The sequence below is a fragment of the Acidobacteriota bacterium genome, from assembly GCA_029861955.1.
Taxonomy (GTDB): domain Bacteria; phylum Acidobacteriota; class Polarisedimenticolia; order Polarisedimenticolales; family Polarisedimenticolaceae; genus JAOTYK01.
The window spans coordinates 27125-49399 of the sequence record JAOTYK010000021.1; the positions used below are offsets into that span (position 1 = coordinate 27125).

Annotated in this window: 17 protein-coding genes and 1 pseudogene; 2 read left to right on the forward strand and 16 right to left on the reverse strand. The window is 54.3% G+C overall.

All coding sequences use genetic code 11. The annotated features are described in order from the left end of the window. Nucleotides 1-98: 98 nt before the first annotated feature. From OES25_11525 to OES25_11545, 5 genes and pseudogenes are all read right to left on the reverse strand, one after another. A pseudogene (locus tag OES25_11525) lies at nt 99-747 on the reverse strand (integrase core domain-containing protein). Nucleotides 748-947: 200 nt separating this feature from the next. Beyond that, nucleotides 948-1940: a hypothetical protein gene (locus OES25_11530; GenBank protein ID MDH3628267.1), complete on the reverse strand. Its 993-nt coding sequence runs from the start codon at nt 1938-1940 to the stop codon at nt 948-950. After that, nucleotides 1937-2935 carry a polysaccharide deacetylase family protein gene (locus OES25_11535; protein MDH3628268.1) on the reverse strand — a complete coding sequence of 333 codons (999 nt, stop codon included), beginning with the start codon at nt 2933-2935 and terminating at the stop codon, nt 1937-1939. The genes OES25_11530 and OES25_11535 overlap by 4 nt, the downstream gene beginning before the upstream one ends. A gap of 41 nt (nt 2936-2976) precedes the next feature. After that, nucleotides 2977-4151, reverse strand: a protein-coding gene (locus OES25_11540; protein ID MDH3628269.1) for an IS3 family transposase whose coding sequence is annotated in 2 segments (ribosomal slippage) — nt 2977-3869 and nt 3869-4151 — 1176 coding nt in all. Because the reading frame shifts where the segments join, the coding sequence is not laid out codon by codon here. A 2364-nt stretch (nt 4152-6515) separates the two neighbouring features. Further along, nucleotides 6516-7709: a hypothetical protein gene (locus OES25_11545; protein MDH3628270.1), complete on the reverse strand. Its 1194-nt coding sequence runs from the start codon at nt 7707-7709 to the stop codon at nt 6516-6518. A gap of 630 nt (nt 7710-8339) precedes the next feature. Between OES25_11545 and OES25_11550 the strand changes: the two genes are divergently transcribed. Beyond that, complete coding sequence (locus OES25_11550; GenBank protein MDH3628271.1) at nt 8340-9326, forward strand: glycosyltransferase; 987 nt, start codon at nt 8340-8342, stop codon at nt 9324-9326. A gap of 785 nt (nt 9327-10111) precedes the next feature. Continuing rightward, nucleotides 10112-10810, forward strand: a complete 699-nt coding sequence (locus OES25_11555; protein MDH3628272.1) for a hypothetical protein — start codon at nt 10112-10114, stop codon at nt 10808-10810. A 74-nt stretch (nt 10811-10884) separates the two neighbouring features. Here OES25_11555 and OES25_11560 read toward each other — a convergent pair whose 3' ends face one another. From OES25_11560 to OES25_11610, 11 genes are all read right to left on the reverse strand, one after another. After that, nucleotides 10885-12207, reverse strand: coding sequence for an O-antigen ligase family protein (locus OES25_11560; GenBank protein MDH3628273.1), 1323 nt, complete (start codon nt 12205-12207; stop codon nt 10885-10887). A 17-nt stretch (nt 12208-12224) separates the two neighbouring features. Next, nucleotides 12225-13586: a phenylacetate--CoA ligase family protein gene (locus OES25_11565; protein ID MDH3628274.1), complete on the reverse strand. Its 1362-nt coding sequence runs from the start codon at nt 13584-13586 to the stop codon at nt 12225-12227. Then, on the reverse strand, nt 13583-14701 hold the full coding sequence (locus OES25_11570) for a glycosyltransferase (GenBank protein MDH3628275.1): 1119 nt from the start codon (nt 14699-14701) through the stop codon (nt 13583-13585). Before OES25_11570 ends, OES25_11565 begins: the two co-directional genes overlap by 4 nt. Nucleotides 14702-14705: 4 nt before the next feature. Further along, entirely contained in the window at nt 14706-15614 is a 909-nt protein-coding gene (locus OES25_11575; protein ID MDH3628276.1) for a glycosyltransferase, read from the reverse strand. After that, nucleotides 15611-16708, reverse strand: coding sequence for a glycosyltransferase (locus tag OES25_11580; protein MDH3628277.1), 1098 nt, complete (start codon nt 16706-16708; stop codon nt 15611-15613). Before OES25_11580 ends, OES25_11575 begins: the two co-directional genes overlap by 4 nt. Beyond that, on the reverse strand, nt 16705-17835 hold the full coding sequence (locus OES25_11585) for a glycosyltransferase family 2 protein (protein ID MDH3628278.1): 1131 nt from the start codon (nt 17833-17835) through the stop codon (nt 16705-16707). The genes OES25_11580 and OES25_11585 overlap by 4 nt, the downstream gene beginning before the upstream one ends. Before the next feature lie 26 nt (nt 17836-17861). Next, entirely contained in the window at nt 17862-18761 is a 900-nt protein-coding gene (locus OES25_11590; GenBank protein MDH3628279.1) for a DUF3473 domain-containing protein, read from the reverse strand. Continuing rightward, nucleotides 18734-18940: a helix-turn-helix domain-containing protein gene (locus OES25_11595; GenBank protein MDH3628280.1), complete on the reverse strand. Its 207-nt coding sequence runs from the start codon at nt 18938-18940 to the stop codon at nt 18734-18736. Before OES25_11595 ends, OES25_11590 begins: the two co-directional genes overlap by 28 nt. After that, nucleotides 18933-19928 (reverse strand): uridine diphosphate-N-acetylglucosamine-binding protein YvcK, encoded by a 996-nt coding sequence (gene yvcK, locus OES25_11600; protein ID MDH3628281.1) that lies wholly within the window; start codon nt 19926-19928, stop codon nt 18933-18935. The genes OES25_11595 and yvcK overlap by 8 nt, the downstream gene beginning before the upstream one ends. Then, nucleotides 19928-20650, reverse strand: coding sequence for a CpsD/CapB family tyrosine-protein kinase (locus tag OES25_11605; GenBank protein MDH3628282.1), 723 nt, complete (start codon nt 20648-20650; stop codon nt 19928-19930). Before OES25_11605 ends, yvcK begins: the two co-directional genes overlap by 1 nt. A gap of 109 nt (nt 20651-20759) precedes the next feature. Next, complete coding sequence (locus tag OES25_11610; GenBank protein ID MDH3628283.1) at nt 20760-22274, reverse strand: hypothetical protein; 1515 nt, start codon at nt 22272-22274, stop codon at nt 20760-20762. Between the last annotated feature and the right edge of the window lies 1 nt (nt 22275).

Here is a 22275-nt window from a genome sequence, read left to right on the forward strand (position 1 = left end):
AAAAGAACAGATTAATGGCGCGGCGAGTGACCCGCCCCCAATGGTCGTACCACTTTCTAAGTTACTACTAACGCCGATTCCGCCGTCTTTCGCTACGCTCAAGTCGACGAAATCGGCCGGATCGCCTCTGGTGCCGGCGGTCTGTATCCAAGCGAGCTATGCGGTCTGATCGTGTTGTAATCTCTGCGCCACCGACCGGTGAGGACGTTGGCTTCGTGCAGCGTGTAGAAGATCTCGCCGTCAAGCAGTTCGTCCCTGAGCTTGCCATTGAACGATTCCACGTAGCCATTCTCCCACGGACTGCCAGGCATTCCCGGGTGAATTCGTCGACGATGGTCAGCATCTTCAGGGGACGTCCGTCCCGTATCCGGTCTGCCACGAAGTCGTAGGCCCAGACGTGATTCCGATGCTCCGGTCGACGTCGAAGACACGATCCATCGTCCAGCCATAGTCGACGTCTCGCCGGGCTTAGAAGTTTCCCGAGCTGACCTCTTTGAGGATCGAATTGTCCAGGGAGAGATCCGCAACAATCTTCTTCAGGCGATTGTTTTCCTGCTCAAGCTGTTTGAGACGCTTGGCTTGATCGACATGCAGGCCGCCGTATTCCTTTCGCCAGCGATAGAACGTCTGGACGCCGATGCCGAGCTTCTTGCACACCTCAGGTGTGCTGCGGCCCTTGCCTGATTCGATCTCGGCCTCGCGCAGTTTCGTGATGATCTGCTCAGCCGTGTACCGCTTTCGTGCCATTTCTGTCCCCGTTGTGATCCGTCCCGAGGCTCCGAATTCTACCTCTGGAATTGGATCGGTCTAGCGGGGGCAGGTCAATCGGACCTGGAACCAGCGTCCTGCTCTGTGAGTTTCGAACAAAGGGCTCTTGTTCTTCTTACTCACGCATCTTTGCTTCTGTGTGAGGATATTGACAATGGGCTCACCTTGTAGCTGTAATTCTACCAGTCCGAATCCAGATAGCTGCCCGCCCATTGCGTATTGTCATCTGATAATCCCAATTCTCGATGTCCGTTTATAAACATGGCTCCATTGAATCCTCTGTCCATCATTCCAGTCGGCAGTTTGTCAAACTGCTCGAAGCCTTCTGCCAACCAGAAATCAACGACTCTTGTAAGTTTTTTATCGACCAGGTATTTCAGGAAAGACGCGATAACTTTTCGTCCGGACAAGCTGGTGCGAAACTCTAAGATCTCTAAACACTCGGGCAATTCCTTACATATCACGTAACCTACTAATTCGTTTTGATGATCGAATTTAAACGCTTGTAATTTGTCGCGTGGGTTGTCAATAACCCGCCAATTCATGAATTCTACGCCGCGATCTCCGGTCACGCGCTCCCTCGGTTGAAAGCGATTCATGTCCTCAGTAAAACGATCTATCTTCCGGATATCGATATCACCGTGACCCCGACAAAGCCACGCTCGGTATATTGGCCAAATAGGTTTCAGTAGCACAGAGAAAAAAGTTCCGCCGGGTAGTGGCGTCAGGGCACTTGCATCCAAAACGGCCTTCTTGATGCGAAAGCGAAAAAGTTTATTCCATTTGGCGTTCGCCAAGGCCTTCATTGAACCGGGTACCGAAGCAAAACCAATTCTGAAACACGGTTCATCGTCACCCTGCGAGCACAATCCGGCCACAAACGCCATGACATCACTAAACAACCCTTTACCGCGAAGATTTCGACCCATCAATCCATCAACGGCCTGCATCGCCATGAATTTTCTACCGCCTTGACGATACATCTGGGAGATTACCGCCACCGTACCATTCAACTTTTCATCAGACATTATCTTGTAGACCACGGACTGGCCGACGGGATTCTTTAAGTGCTTCCACTCAAACCAACTTTCTTCCTGTAGCGCGAATCCGTATTCTTTGAAGAGTTCAACAATCTGTGAATACTCCTCCGCTGACACCGGTTCGATTTTCATTCTAATATCGCTTCTACCAGTAGTCGGTTCAGTTGAAAGAATGGAAGAGAACGATGTCCGATGCCTCCGATACCCAGTCGCGGCAAGACCATCGCAGATGTCTTACTGTTGACGATCCCGGTTTTGACTACATAGCCGCGCGTATAGCCAATCCTCTCCGCGCGGGCGATAATGCGTGCGTCACAGTTACCGTTCGGGTAAGCAAGGTGCTTTATCCGGCGACCAGTTAACTCCTCCAGGATGCTCTGTGATTTTTTCAGGTTGGCATCCACGGCGCCATCTTTCTGAAAGGTCAGGATGTCGTGATGGTGCGCATGGGAACCAAAGTGAAAAAGGGGCTCACGAGACATCTCCTTCAACTCTGAAGAATTAATGGGTCGGAACCGAGGCAAATGTTTAGCCAGTGGCTCCGCATATTCTTTTTGCATATGCCGCAGAACCGCGGCCACTGTGGGATTGTTCGTGTTGCCTAGATTCTTGAGCGAGACAAGCAATACCTGGATATCATCCCAACGTTCGGGCGATCCCATAGGTCGGAATTGAAACTGGCCCAGATCGAAGTTGCGCAAATCCAAACTGTCCAATTGTAGTGCCTGCAGCGGAGTTACGATGACATCCGGCCAGAAGAACAGTTGTTCCTGCATGTGTCTAGTAGAAATAAAGAAAAGAGCGGGTGCGTTGTATTTGCGTAGGATCGGAGCCGCCAATTGAATGTTATTGCGGTAGCCGTCGTCAAAAGTAATTAGAAAACGTGGGCGACGATCTCTGGAAGGACTAAAGAGATCATCCGGACCGATAAAATCTCCTACCTGCTTCAGACGCATAAGTTGATAATCGAAGTCCTTGTTGGACACTCGTAGCCAGTTTTCGAAATCATCATCTGTTCGCAGATCGTGATACATCAGAACGATCGTGCGCGCCGGTCGGCAGGTGGCGATTAGTTTTGTGATATTTGCATTACTTAGAAGTAATTTCAGACGCGAGTTCATTGTCATGGCCCGTCCCTCTGACCCGCCCCCAATGGTCGTACCACTGACTAAGTTACTACTGACGCCGATTTCGTCGACTTGAGCGTAGCGAAAGACGGCGGAATCGGCCGGATCGCCTCTGGTGCCGGCGGTCTGTATCCAAGCGAGCTATGCGGTCTGATCGTGTTGTACTCCCTGCGGCATCGACCGGTGAGGACCTTGGCTTCCTGCAGCGTGTAAAAGATCTCGCCGTCAAGCAGTTCGTCCCTTAGTTTGCCGTTGAACGATTCCACGTAGCCATTCTCCCACGGACTGCCCGGTGCGAGGAAGAGCGTCTCGACATCGACCCGCTCTAACCATCGACGAATCTTGATCGCTGCAAATTCAGGCCCGTTGTCGGATCGAATATACCTCGGTGCTCCATGCTCGATAAACAGATCGGCCAATACCTGCAGCACATCGATCGATCGCATCCGCCGCTCGACGTGGACTGCTAGGCATTCCCTTATGTATTCATCAACGATGGGCAGCATCTTCAGTGGACGTCCATCCCGTGTCCGGTCGGTTACGAAGTCGTAGGCCCACACATGATTGCGATGCTCCGGCCGTCTCAGGATGCAAGATCCATCGCCCAGCCACAGTCGACGCCGCTTCGACTGTTTCTTCGGCACTTTTAGTCCTTCTCGTCTCCAAAGACGCTCGATCCGCTTGTGATTCACTCGCCAGCCAGCTCGGCGCAGTATTCCGGTAATGCGGCGATAACCGTAACGCCCGCACTTCGTGGCAAGCTCGGTCATCTGTTGAACCAGCCGCTCCTCGTAACCCGACAACGGCTCACGATGGCGCTGTGTCGATCGAGCTTGGCCCAGCACCCGACAGGCCCGACGCTCTGATACCTTGAGCGTCTCGCGGATGTGCTCGAATGCCCGTCGACGTCTCGCCGGGCTTAGAAGTTTCCCGAGCTGACCTCTTTGAGGATCGAATTGTCCAGGAAGAGATCCGCAACAATCTTCTTCAGTCGATTGTTTTCCTGCTCAAGCTGTTTGAGACGCTTGGCTTGATCGACACGCAGGCCGCCGTATTCCTTTCGCCAGCGATAGAACGTCCGAACGCTGATGCCGAGCTTTTTGCACACCTCCGGTGTGCTCCGTCTCTTGCCTGATTCGATCTCCGCCTCGCGCAGTTTCGTGATGATCTGCTCAGCCGCGTACCGCTTTCGTGCCTTTTCTGTCTCCTTCGTGATCCGTCCCGAGGCTCCGAATTCTACCGCTGAAATTGGATCGGTCTAGTGGGGGCGGGTCAAATGGGGCAATGATTTTTCCACAAATTAACACACCAGAGTTGTTAATCGGCCAGCCTAGAAACCAGCCGACACAATCGCCAGTCGCATCATTGGAGGTAACTTTAATTAACCGCAAGGAGTCATGGTGACTAAGCGTCCAGCCATTTTGGTCTTGAACATGCCAATTATCACAACTTGTTTTCTCATCTTGCGAAAGTAAGAACTGCCCATTGAAATCAGATACTGGAAGCTTATGCTCGATACTATTCATTGAGGAGTCCCTTGCAAATAGTACTGATTGTTGGCGCGGTGAGTGCGTGGGTCTCTTCGGGACGGGTCCCTACAAGGTCGTTGTTTGACCGTTTACGTACTAACCGTGCGTACGTTGACTTGCTGACGTTGGAAGCGCGTCCGGCCGATCTGTGACAATACAGGCGGCCAGTGCTAACAACAGTCCGAGAGTTATCCTAACTGCCTCCCGAAATCCGACCTGGGAACCGTCTCGCCTCCGATCTTGCTCAATTGATTCAAGGCTATCGCGAAAGAGAAATTCGAGGCCAGCGCTTTCTGGCCGTAGCAGAGACCAGTAGCAAACACTTCGGAGCGCCGCCCACCTTACATTCCCGATTTCAAGCACTGTACTAGAGGAGAGCATCGCTCGTGATAGCCACCGACGTTCTGTAAGAGGAGGAAGCAACTCCTTCCCCGTCTCCGACCATAGTGACCTTCCCACCGCTACTATTGCCTTAACAAATGAGTCGTCAATGGATTCCCGTTCGTGTTCGCTCAGTAGCGAGTGAAGCTGAAGCACCTCAGAGGTATCCCGCAAGGTCAATGTCCCACCGTTCAATGCGTGCCAGGAGAGATGACGTAATTCCTCCTGTGGGGGGGGTAATAGCAAGCGCCCAGCTCGAAGTGTATGGGTCTGAGCAACTTTGAACCATGACTGCGGAGTGAATTGAACCGGGGAACTTTTCGGGGTCAGATCCCAGTGGATTTCAAGGTACTGCCCTGCACGGCCAGTGGGGCGACAATACGGCAAATGAAAGTGGTACTCGCGATAATGCTCCGGGTTGACACGAATAAAGCCGATGTCGCATAGAACATGGTCGGCGTCGTTTAAGCGATCAGAAGGAATAAGGAGGTCGATATCCTTGGCCCAGCGCTCCTCGGGGTGGTCGTATAGTCGTTCCGAAAGAGACTGACCTTTTATTAGGATAGGTTGGATATCCACACGTCCAAGTGCTTCGAGGATTTCAGAAAGAGTTAGAACCGTCATCCGATCACGGTATGTAGTTTCGCTCTTGATCTTTTCGAGTGTTCTTGACACATCTTCGGCGATGGACGGGTGCCCTGCGCCTCGTACAGCGAGCGATGTAAGTAAGTGATGACGCCCCGCTTTTTCCAGTAGCGATGCCCAATCGTCACACTCGCGGATCAGTTCGTCGAAGTCTGTATCCGGCCCCGAAAACGCCGTGGCGAGTAGCAGCCTGTCTACGCTGGACGTTGGTGGCGTTACCCGATTCATTCGGGCAACAGACCTATGTGAAACATGATGTTTGGTGATCGATCAAGTCGGGTTGATTGATAGCCCAGCTCGTGCAATCGCGCCTTAGTCTTCGCGTTAACGGATTCAACAATCAATACAGGATGGTATCGTTGAAGTAATTGATCTAGCCCTTCCAGCACGCTGTTATCATGACCTTCCGCATCAATTTTGATCAGTGAAATCCTTTGCGTTAGATTCAATGCGTCGACCGCAATACAAACAACTCGGAGTCCTCCAGTTTTCTCCGTAAGTCGCGCTAGGTAGTAATTGGGTATTCCGCTTTCGTTGCTAGGTATGTCAAGTCGCAGAATGTTACTTGCGTCCGAGGCCGCTACGTTAAGTAACGTTACGTTTTGAACTGGTAGTAAACCGACATTTCGAGTGAGATATTCAAAAGTGTCCGGTGACGGTTCAAGGGCGATCACTCGCCCGTCAGGTCCGACGAGTCGAGAGAGTTTGACCGTGTAGTGACCTACGTTGGCGCCGATGTCCAGAACACAGTCCCCTGACTTTACTAATCTATCGATCAATTTGTACTCGGATTCCGGCGATACGAATTTGCGTCGGCGTATCTGATATTCGTACCTAATCTCACGCAATACCCTACGGAGCCTTCGAGGAAGGAATTGCCCGATTCGTTTCGTTATTGTTGCCGGCATTTCCGTTGACTCCGATTGCGACACCTTCATTGTGTGTAGCGCCGCGACGATCACCCCAAAGTCGGTCGGAGGGGAAGAACGCCGTGACTCGACCGTTTACGTAAATATCGGGGCAACCTACTGGAATGGTGCTTTTAGTTGCAACCCCTTCACAGCCCTAAATTTTCCTGATCGTTCGCGAGGGATCTTCTCGACAAGATTGATTTCGATTGTCATTTCGAAACCCATATCTTTCTGAATTCTTTGTCTAAGCCGGTTAATCGCTTGTTCGGACAATTCACATACAGGAATTAGTTTTATGTGAAGTGTTGAGAGTGAAGACTGATGCACCTGGAACTGCCGCACATCGACTCCGTGCTGCGTGAGTTCCTTGAAGACATAACTGAAGTAGGCTGGATGGAAATTGCGACCCGCTGGAGTTTGAATAATGTCATAAACACGTCCATAGACACCACTGAGGACAGGTAATCCTCTTCCACATTCGCAGGCGTCCGTCGCAATTCTGCCCATGTCCCCGATGCGGTATCTGATTAATGGAAACATATGATTATTCAATTCGGTGACGACAAGCTCTCCTAACTCCCCGGGTTCACAGGGATTTCCTCTGGCATCGATTACTTCGACAAGAACATTCTCAGCGCTGATGTGCAATTGGCCTAGCGGACACTCGTGAGCAATAGTGCCTATTTCCCCCGAACCGTATTCGTTATAGACCTTGACACCGAAACTTGACTCAAGCGAATGACGCGCTTCCTCGGTTAGCTCCTCGGCGGTTGTAATGATGCTGTGAAGGCTTGGTGGCACGACAAGTTTGTTTTCAGCGAGAAACTCACCAAATAGTCGAATCAGTGAGACATACCCATATAGGTATCGCGGCTGAAATGCACTGAGTGCTTGGTAGTGCGCCATGAAAGTCGATTCATCGAAGTCGAACGCATAAATTCGATGGCGGTTGTTAATGAAATCAACTAACTTCGCCTCCATTCGAGCATTGCCGCCTTGCGGCATGCCCCAGAATCGCCCCTGTGGGTCGCCGATGTCTATTCCGGCCCAGGAATAGCCACGCCAGAGGGCGGCGCGTTCCATTGCCATCGCCTCTGAGTCTTTGTATAGCGTCATCGGCTCCCAAGTGGACCCCCCCGTTGTCTTAACTGAGTGCCGAAATCTACGACGCGCGACAAAGTTAGACTTATTCTCGATGAGATCCTTCTTGTTAACAAATTCCAACTCGCTGATTTCAGCAAGTCCATTCAGGTCTATATCTGCAAGAGTTCTTGCGTAATGTGGGACGTTATCCTTGGCGAAAGTCACTAGTTGGAGGAAGCGGGCATGTTGTCGCTCTCGGACTATTCGTGGAGCGTCCCACTGTGACTTCTGGTATCGCCGTAGGTAGCGACCCACCTTCTCACCCCTCAGCCAGACGACCGGAAAGAACAGGCAGAACTTGGCGAACGCGGGGTGCATCGTGCACACATGATACTCGGATTTACATCCCGGACAGTGGCTTGAGGTCGTCGCGCTGTAAGTACTGTGGCGCCGATACATCGCTGGACGGGTCACCGCCATCGGAAGATCCAAAGTTGACAGGATATCCAGCTGACATGGTCCCCGAAATCTGACCCAGCAGGATGCGTTAGTATTTTCGCTGATCTTTCTCCTGAAGAGGGCGTACGCGCTTCACGAGGTGGAGGCGAGTAGCCGTCGAGATCCGCAATCGGTGCTTCGCATGCGTTTCCGGGACATGGCGGGCCACTTCAACAAACCGTTTCTCGACAATCCGGTGCGACTAAGTAATATGTCTTAGAGTGGAAACAAGTTGACCCAGAATGTTTGGACGAGAGTTCCGGAATTGAATCGGGCAGCCGTCGGCACTTGGGGTGAAGGAAACTGATTCCGAAGATGATAGTCGGGAACGAACCAATCAAATTGCGCACCAGCCGAGTGATCTGGATCACGTGGGAGAATCAGCGTCGATCTGTAGAATTGGCGAGTGCGCTAGGAGCTAAATTATTTCTGCTTGCTCAGTCATCTTCGGATATTCCAAATCGTGCGCTACGCTACACTTGGTTATCACTTAAGACACTCAGAGCGATTTGGAGTGCGTCGCCGCGCCTTGTGTTCGCACAGAATCCGTCACTTTTCCTAGCCGCCCTACTTTGTGTTACTCGAAAACTGCTGAACTTTAAGTTAATTGTCGATCGGCATTCCAGCTTCAAGTTCGACAAGAGTGGCAGCTTTAAGTGGAAACTGTTTCACGCGGTTAGTTGGTTTACTATCAGAAATGCTGATTTGACGGTAGTTACGAACGCGTTTCTGGCGGGGGTCGTCCGGGACAACGGTGGTCGGCCATTTGTGCTTCAAGACAAACTTCCGACTCTCACCACGGGGCGAGCGAGCAAACTTCCCAACCTGTGCAATGCGGTGATGATTTGTGGATTCGGTGAAGACGAGCCAGTCTTGGAAATGATCGAGGCAGCCCGAAACCTTCCGTTGGGATGGCATCTGTCGATTACGGGAAAACCTAGTGCGTATATCCAAGCATGGCTGAAAGAGAATGTTCTTCCGGAACAAGTCGAATTCTGCGGATTCCTACCAGAAAGAGACTACCAAACGTTACTCCGCTCAGCGGATTTGCTTATTACACTGACTCGGAACGAACATACGCTGAACTGCGGCGCCTATGAGGCAACCACGTTGGGCAAGCCGATGGTTCTATCCAATACTCGCGCAATACGCGAATACTTCAACAAGGGCGCCGAATATTGCAATCCCAACAGCGATTCCATATCGGCCGCATTGCTAAGAGCGACCCAGAACAAATCCCGCCTGGCCGACGAAGCGACCTTACTACGATCCGAGTTGAACAGTTCGTGGCTGCATAAATTCGCCGACCTCGTCGATACCGCGAACGCATTAATTGCCAAGTAGATCCGAAGTGGGAAAGCGTTCGTTGAATCGTTCGCCTCAGTCAATCCCCCCACCCGCTACGGTGCTATAGCGTCTTTCTCTTTCGAAACTGAAGCCCCGCCTTACGAAATTGAAGCTAGTCTGTACAAGAGACGCTTACAATTCAACACTACTATTGCCGTAAAGTGTTCCATCGTCGCAGCTCATAGAATTTTATTGAGAAATGGGCCTTTTCGGATGTGTTGGCACCTACCTTGCGTTAACTCGCAAACGAACTCATACTGGAAACGGTAGCGAGTCGTGGGGAATGGACTTTGCAAAGAAACGGTGAGATGCAAAATAACTTAGTCGGCTCCGCCTGTAGGTTTCCGCCTCATGTTTTAGCCCCGTTGCTGCTTGCCGTCTCAACTTTAAGCTTGAACGCCAGCCCTCAAATTGAGAATGTCTCCGGTGCAGTAATTCATGGGGAAAGCCTTGTACTGTCTGGAACGGAATTCGGCACCAAGTCCCCAGCGGCACCTATCAAGTGGGACGACTTCGAGGCGGGAGCGCCGGGTGCTGACCTGAGCGGGTGGACGCTATATTCGAGTGGCGGCACCGTTCCAAGATACGTCGATACACCCGTTCGCACGGGCAGCACCCGGTCGGCGCACTCAGACTTTACTGTGCCAAACAATTATAATTGCTCATTCCAGTTGCTTGGAGGTAGCTGGTCAACTCTGTTCATATCGTTCTACCACCGCACGGATTACTCATGCTATTCCGGTGGTGCCTGCTACGAGGGGCAGGGCGCTCGGAACTCCAAGGTGATGCGTATCGAGGGCAATAATGGGTCACTTGGTAGCCCCCAGGGTGAGGGGGTTCCGCTTCTTGCAATCCCCGAAAAAACCAAGCCAAACAACGGCACCGATGTATCAAGCATAAGAGTGCAGTACGACCCTAGCCTTGTCGGCGACACTCATTATTACGGTGGATCGTGGAACCACCAGTCATGGGAACAGGCGACGGTTCATATTGATATAGCCCCATCTGCACCCAACAAGGAACTGCACTATTGGCGAGACTTCCAGGACGTTACTCGATACGATTCAAACGCGGATGAGTTACAACAAATGGGACTCGGCGGTTCAGTCTTTAACGAAATTAAACTGGGGTTCTACTTTTCCAGCGGTTCGACTGCTAATCGCTACATCGACGATGTATACATCGACAACACCCGGGCTCACGTAGAGATTTGCGACACTTCAACCTACGCCGCTCGTACCGATTGCGCGATGCAGATTCCAACTACTTGGAGTTCGACAAGCATCGGCGTAACAGTTAACAAAGGTTCTTTCGATGCCAGCCAAGAGGCTTATATCTACGTCACCGATTCGGCTGGCAATGTCAATACCAACGGCTACCCTTTAACCTTTGGTGCAGGCGGTGGTAATAATTCCGAGACTGCACTGCCCCCAACAAACGTCAAGCGAGCCGACAAATTACCGACACCTGGGCAAGAGTAAGTAACCCTCTTTCGCAGCTAGTTCCCAACCGCTTGTAGCGATCCTAGGCGCAGATCGCTCACAGGTGAATTCAACTACAACTTCTCGAACGACGGAGAGTATTCTTCGATTCGTTGCGCGTTGAATAAGATACTACGAAGCGAAATTGCGAATCCCAATGCTAGCCACCAATAAATTTCATAGAGATCCATTCCAAAAAGTCCGAGTGTCAAACGGATTAGTATGAACGCCTCGACGGCCCGAGCTGTCGCCATGATCAACGTGAGATCGCCCGCGCGAAGCTTCGCTGCCTTCAGCCTTTTGCTGCCGTTGATCCTTCCCAGCAACTCGGCAGCATGCAACCGCGTGCGGCGCAGACTTCGTAACATCGAGAATACGAACATTCCAAAAACAATCAGGCCGTGAATACCAATATTTGTCGCGACTTCCAAGTAGAGATTGTGCGTATCCTGTAATCGTCCGAAACGCTCGAATCGTGCTTTTGGGAATCCGGCAACTCCGACGCCAAGTGGATTCTCCTGGAGAATCACCCAGGCATCCTTGAGGATCTGGATGCGAGCACCTGAGGAGTTGCCTTCAGCCTCCTCCAGCGTAACGATTGACGCGGCTCGCTCAAGGTAGCTCTTGGGGATCGCAAAGAAAGCCACAACCGCGACCATCGCAATTGCCGTAAACGTTCGCACCCGTTTGGGGCTATGCCAAACGATGATCAGCATTAGCGCAACAACACCAACATATCCTGTGCGAGAACCGGTGAAAATTAAGACGTGAATCGACAGTAGCGCCTGGAGAATCAACAGTGCTCGGAGTCCTCGCGACCTCACAACCGGATAGAGGTAGATAACAAACGGTAATGTGCCTAGCGCCCAACCGGAAAATGAATTCGGGTGGGCTATCATCCCGGTCGAGCCGTGAAGACGCATGATTCCCTGGTTCTGCCACATCAGGCCACCGGTAATGTGCCCCATCAAACCCTCCTGCCCGAGCTTTAGCCAGGCAAAGAGCAGGGCACCGAGTATCCAGCGAAGATGGCGCGGACTCTTTACAAACGTCGCGATAAACACTGCGATGAAGATAAGTTTGAGAACGCGCTCCGAAAAGATGAACCACGAACGGTCAGGGTCTACCGAAAAGATGGTATGTAGCCCCAGGATGACAACGAGTATCCATGTCCACGCGACTAGAGGTTGATTACTTTGGCCTCTGGCGGCGCCGCCCAGCCAGCGGAAAACAGTTGCGACAATTAGAAGCGAGGCCAGTATAAATTCGAATCTGACCGCACCCAGAATGGACCACCTGGTGCCAATCTGTAGGTACCATGCTGCGACGTAAACACTTAACGACAACACCATCCAAGAGGGCACCGGAGGGTAGTCTGCCAGCTTCTCCGAAGTCACGTGATGCCGTCCCTCAGTCATGGGTATGTTTGCGCGACACGACATACGGAGAATCTGAATTTACCTGACGCCTCGGGTAGAATTCGATCTGTCAGTTCAAAAGCGACAGAGATGCCTTCGCCAAATGCCGCAACGAAGACTGCGGTTAGTTGGACTTCCAATGAGCGATCTAGGTCGCCATCCAGAACCAACCGAAGTCGAAATTCCGCTACCGTTTCCTGGACGATTTGCATCTGACGAATCCCCGGGAACTTCGTCAGTGTGTTTTCGATCATCGAGATTCCTGCAACCTTCGAACCGTCCGTCCTGAAAAGGAAATCTGCGATGCGGCCCGATAGACCTTCCATCATGGGTAGTCCTCTGCCACAAGGACATGCTTCACTGCTAGGAACACCCATATCTCCGACTTCATAACGGACGAAGGGCATGGCCAGGTTTTGCAAGTCAGTTACCACTATCCGCCCCGACACTCCGTCCTCGACGGGTATTCCGTCGTCATCAAGAAACTCGATAATCAGGTGTTCGACGTTGAGGTGCATGCCATCGTGAATTTCGCATTCCGACCCAATGAGACTTACTTCTTCACAGCCGTATCGATCGGTAACAGGGACACCCAGGATACGTTCGATCACAATTCGCTCGGGCTCCAACAAGGACATCGACGTCGCGATGATCGCCTTCGGTGTGACAGTGTCCAGGCCTAGCGCCTCAAGCTCCAGAGCCAATTGATAGATCGAATGAGCATGACCGAACAGCAGCGTTGGTTGCACTCGGTTCCATGCCGTCGCAAATTCATGTGTGGTTTGAGCGGATAGTCGCATTGTATCGAGTACAACGGTCGGATCCAGCAGCGCTGCTCGAAGTCGCTGCTTGAGGCCGGCAGGCGGCTTCGCATTGCCCCACAGTGCACCCAAGGGCTCGCCGACTCGCCAACCACTCCACTGATCATGGCGCCAAGCACAAGCATTGCGTCGCTCACTACAGTCTTCGGTGATCCACAGCCGAAGCGGCTCCCCTGTTGAGCCGCCGGTTCGAAATTCCATCAGATCGGACTTGCGATAACCGTCAGAAAGAATCGCATCTCCGGCCGCGCGAATCGTCGGCTTGTCCAACGGAGCCAATTTACGTAACTCTGCCAAAGGGTCCACGCCAGCGACATTCACGCCATACTCACGAAAGCGACATCTATAAAACTCGTTGTTATCGGCCAGATGGTTCAACAAATTCGACAAGCGTTTGCTCTGCAACTCGAACAGTCTTGCAGTAGGCAGATATTGTGAGGACTGCAATTCGGCAAGGTACGACAACCGAGAACTTCCCGAGTAAAGACATTGAAGCGGCAACAGGATGTTGCGGCGAATGACGGACGGAATGTTCATGGAGAGGCCGTTTCTGTAAGTAAGGCCTCGATCCGCCGTAGCGCCGATGACCAGCTAAATTCGTCCTGGGCCCTTCGGCGCGAGGCTTGCCCCATCCGACGCCGCAGATCGGAATCCGCAATCAACCGTCCAATCCGATCCGCCAGTGCGCTCGCATCGCCGGAAGGGACCAGGTAGCCGTTGTCTTCCTTGACCAGGTCCCTACTCTCACCCACATCGGTTGTGACAACCGGAAGACCCGCAGCCATCGCCTCAAGAATCGCATTCGACAATCCCTCGCGATCGGACGACGAGACTGCAATGTCCAGGTGTGCCAGATACGGCTTCACGTCCTTGACGGCGCCGATCATGAATACGTCGTCCTGCAAACCGGCACGGGCAATATGGTTTTCGATCCGGGCTCGCTCCCTGCCATCTCCAAGAATCAATAGTTTCACGGGTCGACCGTTGGGCCGTCCCCCGAGGATCTGGAGTGCGTCGATCAGTAAATCAATTCTCTTCACAGGTTTGAGATTGGCCACGGCACCGATCCAGATCGCCTCGTCGCCACTCCGGATAGGCTCGGGCACGGGATAGGAGTCCGCAGGTAAGTCGACACCGTTGGGGATAACATGAACCCTGGACGGATCAACCTGTTCCTCTTCGACCGTGTAGGCCTTGACTTGTGTGCCGTTTGCAACGATCGCATGGAAACGTCGGTTGATAATCGGGCGTAATGCTCTAAACAGTGAGTGATACCACGGATGTTCGCCCGGCATTCCGGTATCGCGCCTGGCCGATAACAGCGCCGGAGCGGACTCCAGATTCACTCCGGCAAGACCCGCAAGCAGGATCGACTCTTCCAGAAATGTTTGCACGACGGCATACCTGCGTGATGTCAATAAATGCCGATAGCGAAGCAAGACTCGAGGAAATGAAGGGCTGAGGAATCCTCGGTAATTGAGAACCCAGACTGGACAAGGCAATGGATTCGCCTTCATCCAGGGCGAACTACGCATTACGATCAATTCGGGTTCGAAGCGACGCCGATCCAGTCGCCGCAGGATTGCCAGTAACTGACGCTCGGTCCCCCCCTTATCGGATCCGATGGTATCGACTAGAAACGCGACTCGCATCGGGCTACCCATGCCCCCGTGGCAATCGCCGAATGGCGAGCCGCAGCAGACCCTTTATCGCAGAGAATTGGAATGGACGACTGCGCAATGATCGAGCATGGCAACGCCACGCCTGTGTCCGATCGACACGTTCGTAGTAACGTCCACGGTTCGCCCAGGTATAGGCATGCGCTCTGCGCAAAACCGAGGGGGGAACGACCCCCGGATGTTGACTGAGGAACCGCTCCATAATTCGGTCGCAGCAAGCCTGACGACGCTCACGATTCTTTGACATCTGCCCGGCGTGGCCAACGCGGTAGCTGAACAACGGAGCATCGACGAAATCGAACTTGTAACGAATCGAAAACCGTAACCAGAGGTCCCAATCGATTGCCATGGCGAGGTTCTCGTCAAACACACCTAACTGTTCGAAACATTCCCTTCGCACGACCGATGAACTAAACGGGACAAAATTATCAAAAATCAGGGAACCCGTAACATCGCCTCGCCGAGGCAGAAGATACTTGTTATTCGATGAAGAACCTACGGGCTTACCCGCCTCATTTACTTGCCGCGAACGGCTGAATACGACTCCGGCGTCGCCACCTTCTAGAAGTTCGACCTGACGTTGCAGTTTGTCTGACTCCCAGTAATCATCGGCATCGAGGAACGCAATGTACGCACCCCTTGCGAGACGAATGCCGTCATTCTTGGCCTTCGCCTGACCACCATTCTCCCGCTCGTGGAGACGGATGCGCTCCCCAGCCACGAACTCCCGCGCAATCTCAACGGAGTCGTCCGTGGATCCATCGTCAATAACAAGGACTTCGTAATCGCGGTAGGTCTGTGCCAACACCGACTCCAGGCAACCCCTCAGAAACCGGCCGTAGTTGTAGCAGGTAACGACAATACTGACGGACGGCACAACGCTCATGCGGCGGCCCTGGAATAAACGCCCAGATAACTTCGAACCATCAATTCGGTGTCGAATAGTGCCGCAGAATTCATGGCCATTGCGTCACGATGCTTGCTGCGCAGTCCTTCATCGTCGGTCATGCGAGCAAGTGCGGCGGCCAGGGCCTCCACATCCCCCCGCGGCACCAGGAGCCCCGCGTGCGTATTCTCAACCACAGTCGGCACACCGCCCACACGGGTAGCCACGATCGGCAGTCCCACTCCGATGGCTTCGAGAAGCGTGATCGGCAGACCCTCACTCAACGAGGGCATCACGAGAAATTGGACAGCCGCGAAGCAATCGGCGACGTCGTCACGGAATCCGGCAAACATCACTCGATCCTCGATGTTGAGCATCCGGCACTGCTCCTGGAGTGCTTCCATGAGTGGTCCGTCCCCGAGCACCAGTAGACGCAATCGTACGCCGACCATCGCCTGCAACAACTGTGAATGTCCCTTGACAGGATCCAACCGACCGACGATTGCCGCCGTGACCGAGGGCTCACAAAAACTCGCGATCCGTTTATCGACAACCCCGGTTGTCCCGGGACGCGACACGGCGTTCGTGATCACGGTGGAGCGATCCATGACTCCACGACGCGCAAACGGCCTAAGCGACAACATTGATTCCGAGACGGCGACCACACGATCCGCCACACAAATCGCTCTTTCATCCAGCCATTGATAAAGCCGGGATCGGGTCGATCCCGCCCCATGCGACCAACCATGGGTCGTCACCACCCACGGAATTCCCCGCAGAAATCGCGGCAATAATGCGAGCAAGATATTGCCCTTGTAGCCGTGAGTGTGCAGTACGTCAAATCCACGATTTCGCGCCTCACGTACGAGTGCCAAGCCCCCCACAAGATTTAGGCCCTTCCGCATTCGCAAGGGCCAGACATCAATTCCCGCTGCACGCAGCGCGCGCTCGAGGGGCTTCTCCGTTTCTCCCGGTAGGCCAATGCTACAAACGCACGGTTGTACGTCCGCGAGAACCTGCCCCGTCGTCAAGGCGATCAGCATCTTCTCGGCACCATACAAACCGCCGCTGTCGATGATATGGAGAACTTTCATCCTTTTCTCGGCGTCCACAGCACTTGCTTTCGCCCCAGCAGATACTTGAAGAAGGCGTGGGCCGCTGCCAGGTTTATCAGGGTGAAGTAGTGCGGCAAGTAAAACAGACGAATCCGCTTACCGATCCGCTCTAGCAGCCAGGAGCAAAGGGCCGCGACGTATGCTGCAATCTGTGCGACCAACACGACGCGCCAGAACAGTCCTGCGTCCCACAGCATGCTGTTCGCGAGAAGCGCGACACTCAGGAACAGAAACGCGGCGTAGCGCAACACCTTGTGAGAGAACAACTGCCAGGCAAACAGGCCGTGGCGGAACGGATTGAGCAATCGCCGCATGTCGTGGAGTGCCCACAATGCTCGCAGAGAAACCCGTACTCGCATTCGGTATTCGTCACCTGCGCGATCGAGGCTAGGCTCTCGAAGCAGTGCCTCGGGCTCAAATACGACTCGGTAGCCGGCCGCCGTGACTTTCAGCGGAAGGACGAAATCAGGGAGTTGGTCCTCGCGCATGGGTTCGTACAAGCCACGTCGGATGGCATCGACACCGCCGTCGACGCCAACTATCGAACCCGCCTGTGTTTCGAGTCTACGGAGTAGGTTCTCATATCGCATGTAGGCGCTGCAGCCGTCACCAACAGGACTGCCGCTTTCGTCGGTATAGATCATTTTTCCCGTTACGTAGCCGACTTCAGGATCGACGAAGTTGGCGACGAGCGCGCGCAGTGCATCGGGTGCGTGAAGCGAATTTGCATCGGCAAACACGACAATTTCGGAATCGGTCTCTACGATGCCGCGGTTGAGGGCCAGGGTCTTTCCGCCACGTGACTCTTGCCGGATTAGCCTTACCCGCGACGACGACAGGCCGCGAACGATTTCATCGGTACCATCCGTGGAGCCATCTGAAATCACTCGCACCTGCAACTTTTCTGGCGGGTAATCGAGCTCCAACTTATTGCGAATCGTCGCCTCGATCGACTCGGCCTCATTGTGGGCAGCGATCAGGATCGTGACATCGGGCAGTCGATCACCCTTTCGGACTGGCCTTGGGCGACAACGAGCAATCAGCGCGACAAGGAGCGGATAGCCCGCGTAGATGTAGACCAATCCGATTACGCTTAACGTTAACAATGCCTTGGCCCAGAGCATAAACGCGTTCAGTGCAGCGACACTGCGGGCAGAGGTCCGCTCATCGAGATCAGATCACGCATCGATCCGAAACGGTGACGTCCCGCCAGGTTTTGAAGCTTGCGTTCGGTCGTGTCGATGTTGACGTAGTGACGAAATCGCCGCAGCACCGGCAATCCACTAACCCTCGGCTGCTCGGGGTCAACCTCCCAGGGATGAACGTAAACCACCGCAGCGCATTGCTCGCCGGCGATTCTACGGATCGCCCAGTCCGTAATGGCCTGCGGATAGAGTCTCAGGTAACCACCCCCGGCAACTGGCAAAGTCCAGCGGCCCAGGGCGACGGTGGACGGCGGAACCTCGATCAGGCTGCCGCCATGCGGCGTTGTTAAACGATAGATACTCCGTGGCGCTCCCGGCACTCCATAACGATCGTGACGAACGGGGAACAGGCTAGAGTCATACTCGAAGCCGGCATCAACCAATTCGTCAAGCGCCCACAGATTGCGGCGACCGATGGAGAATGACGCGGCACGATGCCCCACGACCCGTTGTCCGCTCTGGTCTTCAAGGAGAGTCTTGGCCCGGAGCAATTCGTCACGAAATTCATCACGACGCTGGTCGTAGATCAATCGATGGCTGTAGCCGTGGCAGCCGATCTCATGACCACGATCAGCAATCTCGCGAACCAACGACGGCTGTCGTTCGGCCACCCAACCCAGCACAAAAAACGTCCCGTGAAGCTTCAAGGTGTCGAATAGATCAAGTAATCGCCGAGTGTTGTTCACGACGCGAGACGGCTGCTGCTCCCATTGATCGCGACGAACGTATCCTTCAAACGCCGAGACTTGAAAGTGCTCTTCGACGTCGACTGTCATCGCATGAACCCGGCGATTCATCGTCAACCAACTCGGTTTTGATCCAGCCATGCGATCAGCTCGGACCGCTTGTAACGCAGCACCGCCCCGGGTCCATGCCCAAGTCGATAGGCTGGAACCGAGCTGTCGCGCGTCAGCTGCCACAGCTTCGTCCGCCCGATCTTCAGGAGCGCCATTGCCTCACGAGAGGTCAGTATTTCGTCATCGGTTCGGCGACTCGACTCACTCATTGGTTTGACCCCATTCGCGCGGGTTGCGGAGCGCACGCCAGGCATCCAGCAGTCCTTCTGCTGTACAGCAAGAATCGTGGCGTAATTTGCGGGTTGCACTTGCGAGCATGCGACGGACAATTTGAACACCGTCGTGATCGCTCTCGGGCGCCGCGAGAGGTACTGCCCCTTCCTCGCGATAACGCTCTCGCGTGGACGGGTCAATCTCCCCATCGTGGCAAAGCAGTATGTCGACGATCGTTCCCCCAACATGCCGATGAATGATGTCGAGATGGTCCGTCAGACCCAATCCGGCAGCCTCACCATGTTCACTCACAAGATTGCCAACCAGCACACACGGGGCCGACGACGCGCGAATCGCGTCGACCATTCCATCGATCAACAGGTTCGGGAGGATGCTCGTGAAGAGGCTTCCAGGCCCCAGAACGATGAGGTCCGAGGCAACAATCGCGTCGAGAACACCCGGAGTCGCGCGCGCGCTGGACGGGTTTAGACGCACGCGACGGATCGGTTTCGGACATTCGCCGATCGCCGACTCTCCGATGATATCGAAGCCACCGGCGATCTCCGCCTCCAGGATCACCTCGTCGAGAGTCGCGGGCAGGATGCGGCCGGTCGTGCGAAGCACTTCGCTTGAAACCTCGACCGCCTTCAGAAAACTACCTGTCTGCTCTGCCAATGCCGCGAGGATCAGGTTGCCGAGACTATGCCCACCCAGCTCGGCGACCCCCTCGTAGCGATGCTGGAAGAGTCCCGCCAGCAGGTCCTCTGCCTCGGATAGCGCGACAAGACAATTCCTGACGTCGCCGGGAGGCGGCAACCCCCTGGATCGCCTCAACCGGCCTGAACTGCCGCCGTCGTCGCTCATGGTTACGACGGCGGTAATGGTATCGCGACCGGAAGCACCGAGGACCTCCCGCAACCCACGGAGAACGAGAGGTAAGCCGGTTCCTCCTCCGAGCGCGACAACTCGAGAAGGAAGCTCCATCACTTGCCGCCCCTGTCGTAATAGCGATAGTACTCGCGATCGTGGTAGTAACCCTCACGATCCGCGAGGCTATAGGTCGCGTCGTTCAGTACCGCCCCAATAACGCGAGTCGAGGTTGCCGACTGAATCGCCTGCTGTAGCATCGCGCGGCGAGTCCGACCCGCTCGAGCAACAACCAGGATTCCGTCCGCGTAGGACCCGACCACGTCGGCGTCGGTGAATGGCACGATCGGCGGAGTATCGATGATGATTCGGGTGAAGCGTTCGCGCAGGCTCGTGATCAGCTTCTTTGCCATCTCAGACGCCAACAGTTCGACCGGATCGCTGGTGCGGCCACCGGCCGGCAAGATTCTCAGTGGCGTGTTCTGAAGCTCGATGAGCGTATGTTCCGTCACGGTTCTTCCCGTCAGAAGCTCGTGCAGACCCAGTTTGGGTTCGGGCGACAAGCGTCGGTCGACGGTCGGGCGGCGTAGATCGGCGTCAATCAGAAGAGTTTCGCCCTCGGTATCGGCGGCAAAAGCCAACGCAAGGTTAATCGATACGAGGGACTTCCCTTCATTGGCTGCGCCACTCGTGACGACAATCACCTGGGGCGACTCCTCGGGGTCGTTAACGAGCATCGTCTTCAATCGACGGAAACGCTCCGAGGCCAGCGACCGCGGCTGCGACAGCATGACGATCTCTTCATCCACGGCCAGTTTGCGCTTGATCAGCTTCACCATCGGCACTCCGGCTGTCACCGGTGACTTAGCTCGCTTTGGCGCGTTCGCGGGACCGGCATTCTCTAGAATTTTAAGATTGGATACGTTGTCGGGCTTGGAGTTCATCGAATCATCCTTGAGCGCGGAGAAGGACCACTACGGCAGCCAAAACGCCGCTGGAGAGAATGGCCAAAGAGAAGTTTCGGAACCCCCGTCGAATCCGTTCGCTACGATTCTCTTGCGTCGTTAACTGCGGTATCGAGACGAGTATCGGAACTTCGGACGCCATCCGCATGCCCGCCTCGGAGAGGATTAGCGGGTGCAGCATTCGATTCAATGGCACCGGCACGATGAACAGTAAACAACCCGCCGCCAGGCCCAGCAAATAGACTTTCAGCGGCTGCGGCTGGATTGGCTTCAGCGGAACATCTGCCAGCGATACGATCTTGAACTGCGCTCCCAACTCACGAGTCTCGAGTTGGACGGCCACCCGAGCTTGTTCGAGATCCCGCTGCTTCTTCTCGTACGTACCACGCAAGATATCTCTTTCGTTGGAGAGCTCGGTCGCCTTGGTTTGCACCTCCGGCGTGTTGCGAATCCGATACTCGTATCGTCGGATGTCGGCCGCGATGGCGACTTCTCGCGCCCGCACCTTGGAAAGGTCTTCCTTGAGCTCAACAAGTCGAGCGGCGTCCGGCGATCCTTCGGGCTGATCCGGGTTGGCTGCAGTTGGCTGATCGGCCAACCATGCTTCCCGGCGTCGAACCAACTCATCGCGCTGAGCCCTTCTGGACTTGATGTTGGGGTGACTCTCCGTCCATCGAAGCAGAAGCGCTTGTATTTCGGCGTCGATGCTCTTGATCTGCAGTGCCAACGGGTCAGCGGCAGAGGTTGGAAGTGCGGCAACATCGCCCGACGAACTCTCTAACGCGATGATCGCCTCGAGTTCTCGGACCTGCTTTCCCAGCGCGTCCTGACGTTCGCCATTTGCCTTCAACTCTTCCCTGGATGTCGCAAGAGATTGTCGATTGAGTTCCAGATAGTCATACGTCTGGAACGGGTGCTCCTTGACAAAAGCGTCGAGAATCGTCTGCGACTCTTTCCACTTTTCGCGCCATTCGTCAGCCAACAACTGAAGCTCTGCCGCAGTGTCGCCGGCCTGATTCTGTCGAAATGCATTGTTTTGCTCGATGAATCGTTGCATCAGCAGGTTGACAACGTTGGCGGCCCGAACGGCATCGGTATTGACGACACGTAGAGTGAAGAGACCCGATCCGCCGAGCGCGCCGACATCAATTTGTTTTCGCAGTTGCTCGATCTTGCGTGCCCGTCGCGTAGGTTCATCGACCGTCTCGTAGAATTGATCGAGAACCTCTTCCATGCTGGCCTGGTCAAAGACCTCACCCCGCAAGACGACGAGCAGGTGGGCCATATTCTGTGTGACCGTCGTTTGCACGAATTCATCCGGAATCTGCTGGGGAGTCGTTCGGATCTGACCCTCCGCACGGTAGGCCTTCGGAATATGATCGAGAGCGATCATCGAACCTGCAAGGCCCAGACAAACGCCCGCCACGACCGTCCACCAGTTGCGGAGCACCGCGTCGATCAGCTCGAAGACCATCGAATTGTTCCCGTCTTGGTTCATC

What these genes read in the sequence shown, in the direction of transcription:
- OES25_11595 (MDH3628280.1), bottom strand. Translation starts at nt 18,940, where the DNA reads ATGAGTGAGTCGAGTCGCCGAACCGATGACGAAATACTGACCTCTCGT.
- OES25_11610 (MDH3628283.1), bottom strand. Translation starts at nt 22,274, where the DNA reads ATGAACCAAGACGGGAACAATTCGATGGTCTTCGAGCTGATCGACGCG.
- yvcK (MDH3628281.1), bottom strand. Translation starts at nt 19,928, where the DNA reads ATGGAGCTTCCTTCTCGAGTTGTCGCGCTCGGAGGAGGAACCGGCTTA.
- OES25_11565 (MDH3628274.1), bottom strand. Translation starts at nt 13,586, where the DNA reads ATGAACATTCCGTCCGTCATTCGCCGCAACATCCTGTTGCCGCTTCAA.
- OES25_11590 (MDH3628279.1), bottom strand. Translation starts at nt 18,761, where the DNA reads ATGGCTGGATCAAAACCGAGTTGGTTGACGATGAATCGCCGGGTTCAT.
- OES25_11535 (MDH3628268.1), bottom strand. Translation starts at nt 2,935, where the DNA reads ATGACAATGAACTCGCGTCTGAAATTACTTCTAAGTAATGCAAATATC.
- OES25_11575 (MDH3628276.1), bottom strand. Translation starts at nt 15,614, where the DNA reads ATGAGCGTTGTGCCGTCCGTCAGTATTGTCGTTACCTGCTACAACTAC.
- OES25_11580 (MDH3628277.1), bottom strand. Translation starts at nt 16,708, where the DNA reads ATGAAAGTTCTCCATATCATCGACAGCGGCGGTTTGTATGGTGCCGAG.
- OES25_11530 (MDH3628267.1), bottom strand. Translation starts at nt 1,940, where the DNA reads ATGAAAATCGAACCGGTGTCAGCGGAGGAGTATTCACAGATTGTTGAA.
- OES25_11605 (MDH3628282.1), bottom strand. Translation starts at nt 20,650, where the DNA reads ATGGTGAAGCTGATCAAGCGCAAACTGGCCGTGGATGAAGAGATCGTC.
- OES25_11570 (MDH3628275.1), bottom strand. Translation starts at nt 14,701, where the DNA reads ATGCGAGTCGCGTTTCTAGTCGATACCATCGGATCCGATAAGGGGGGG.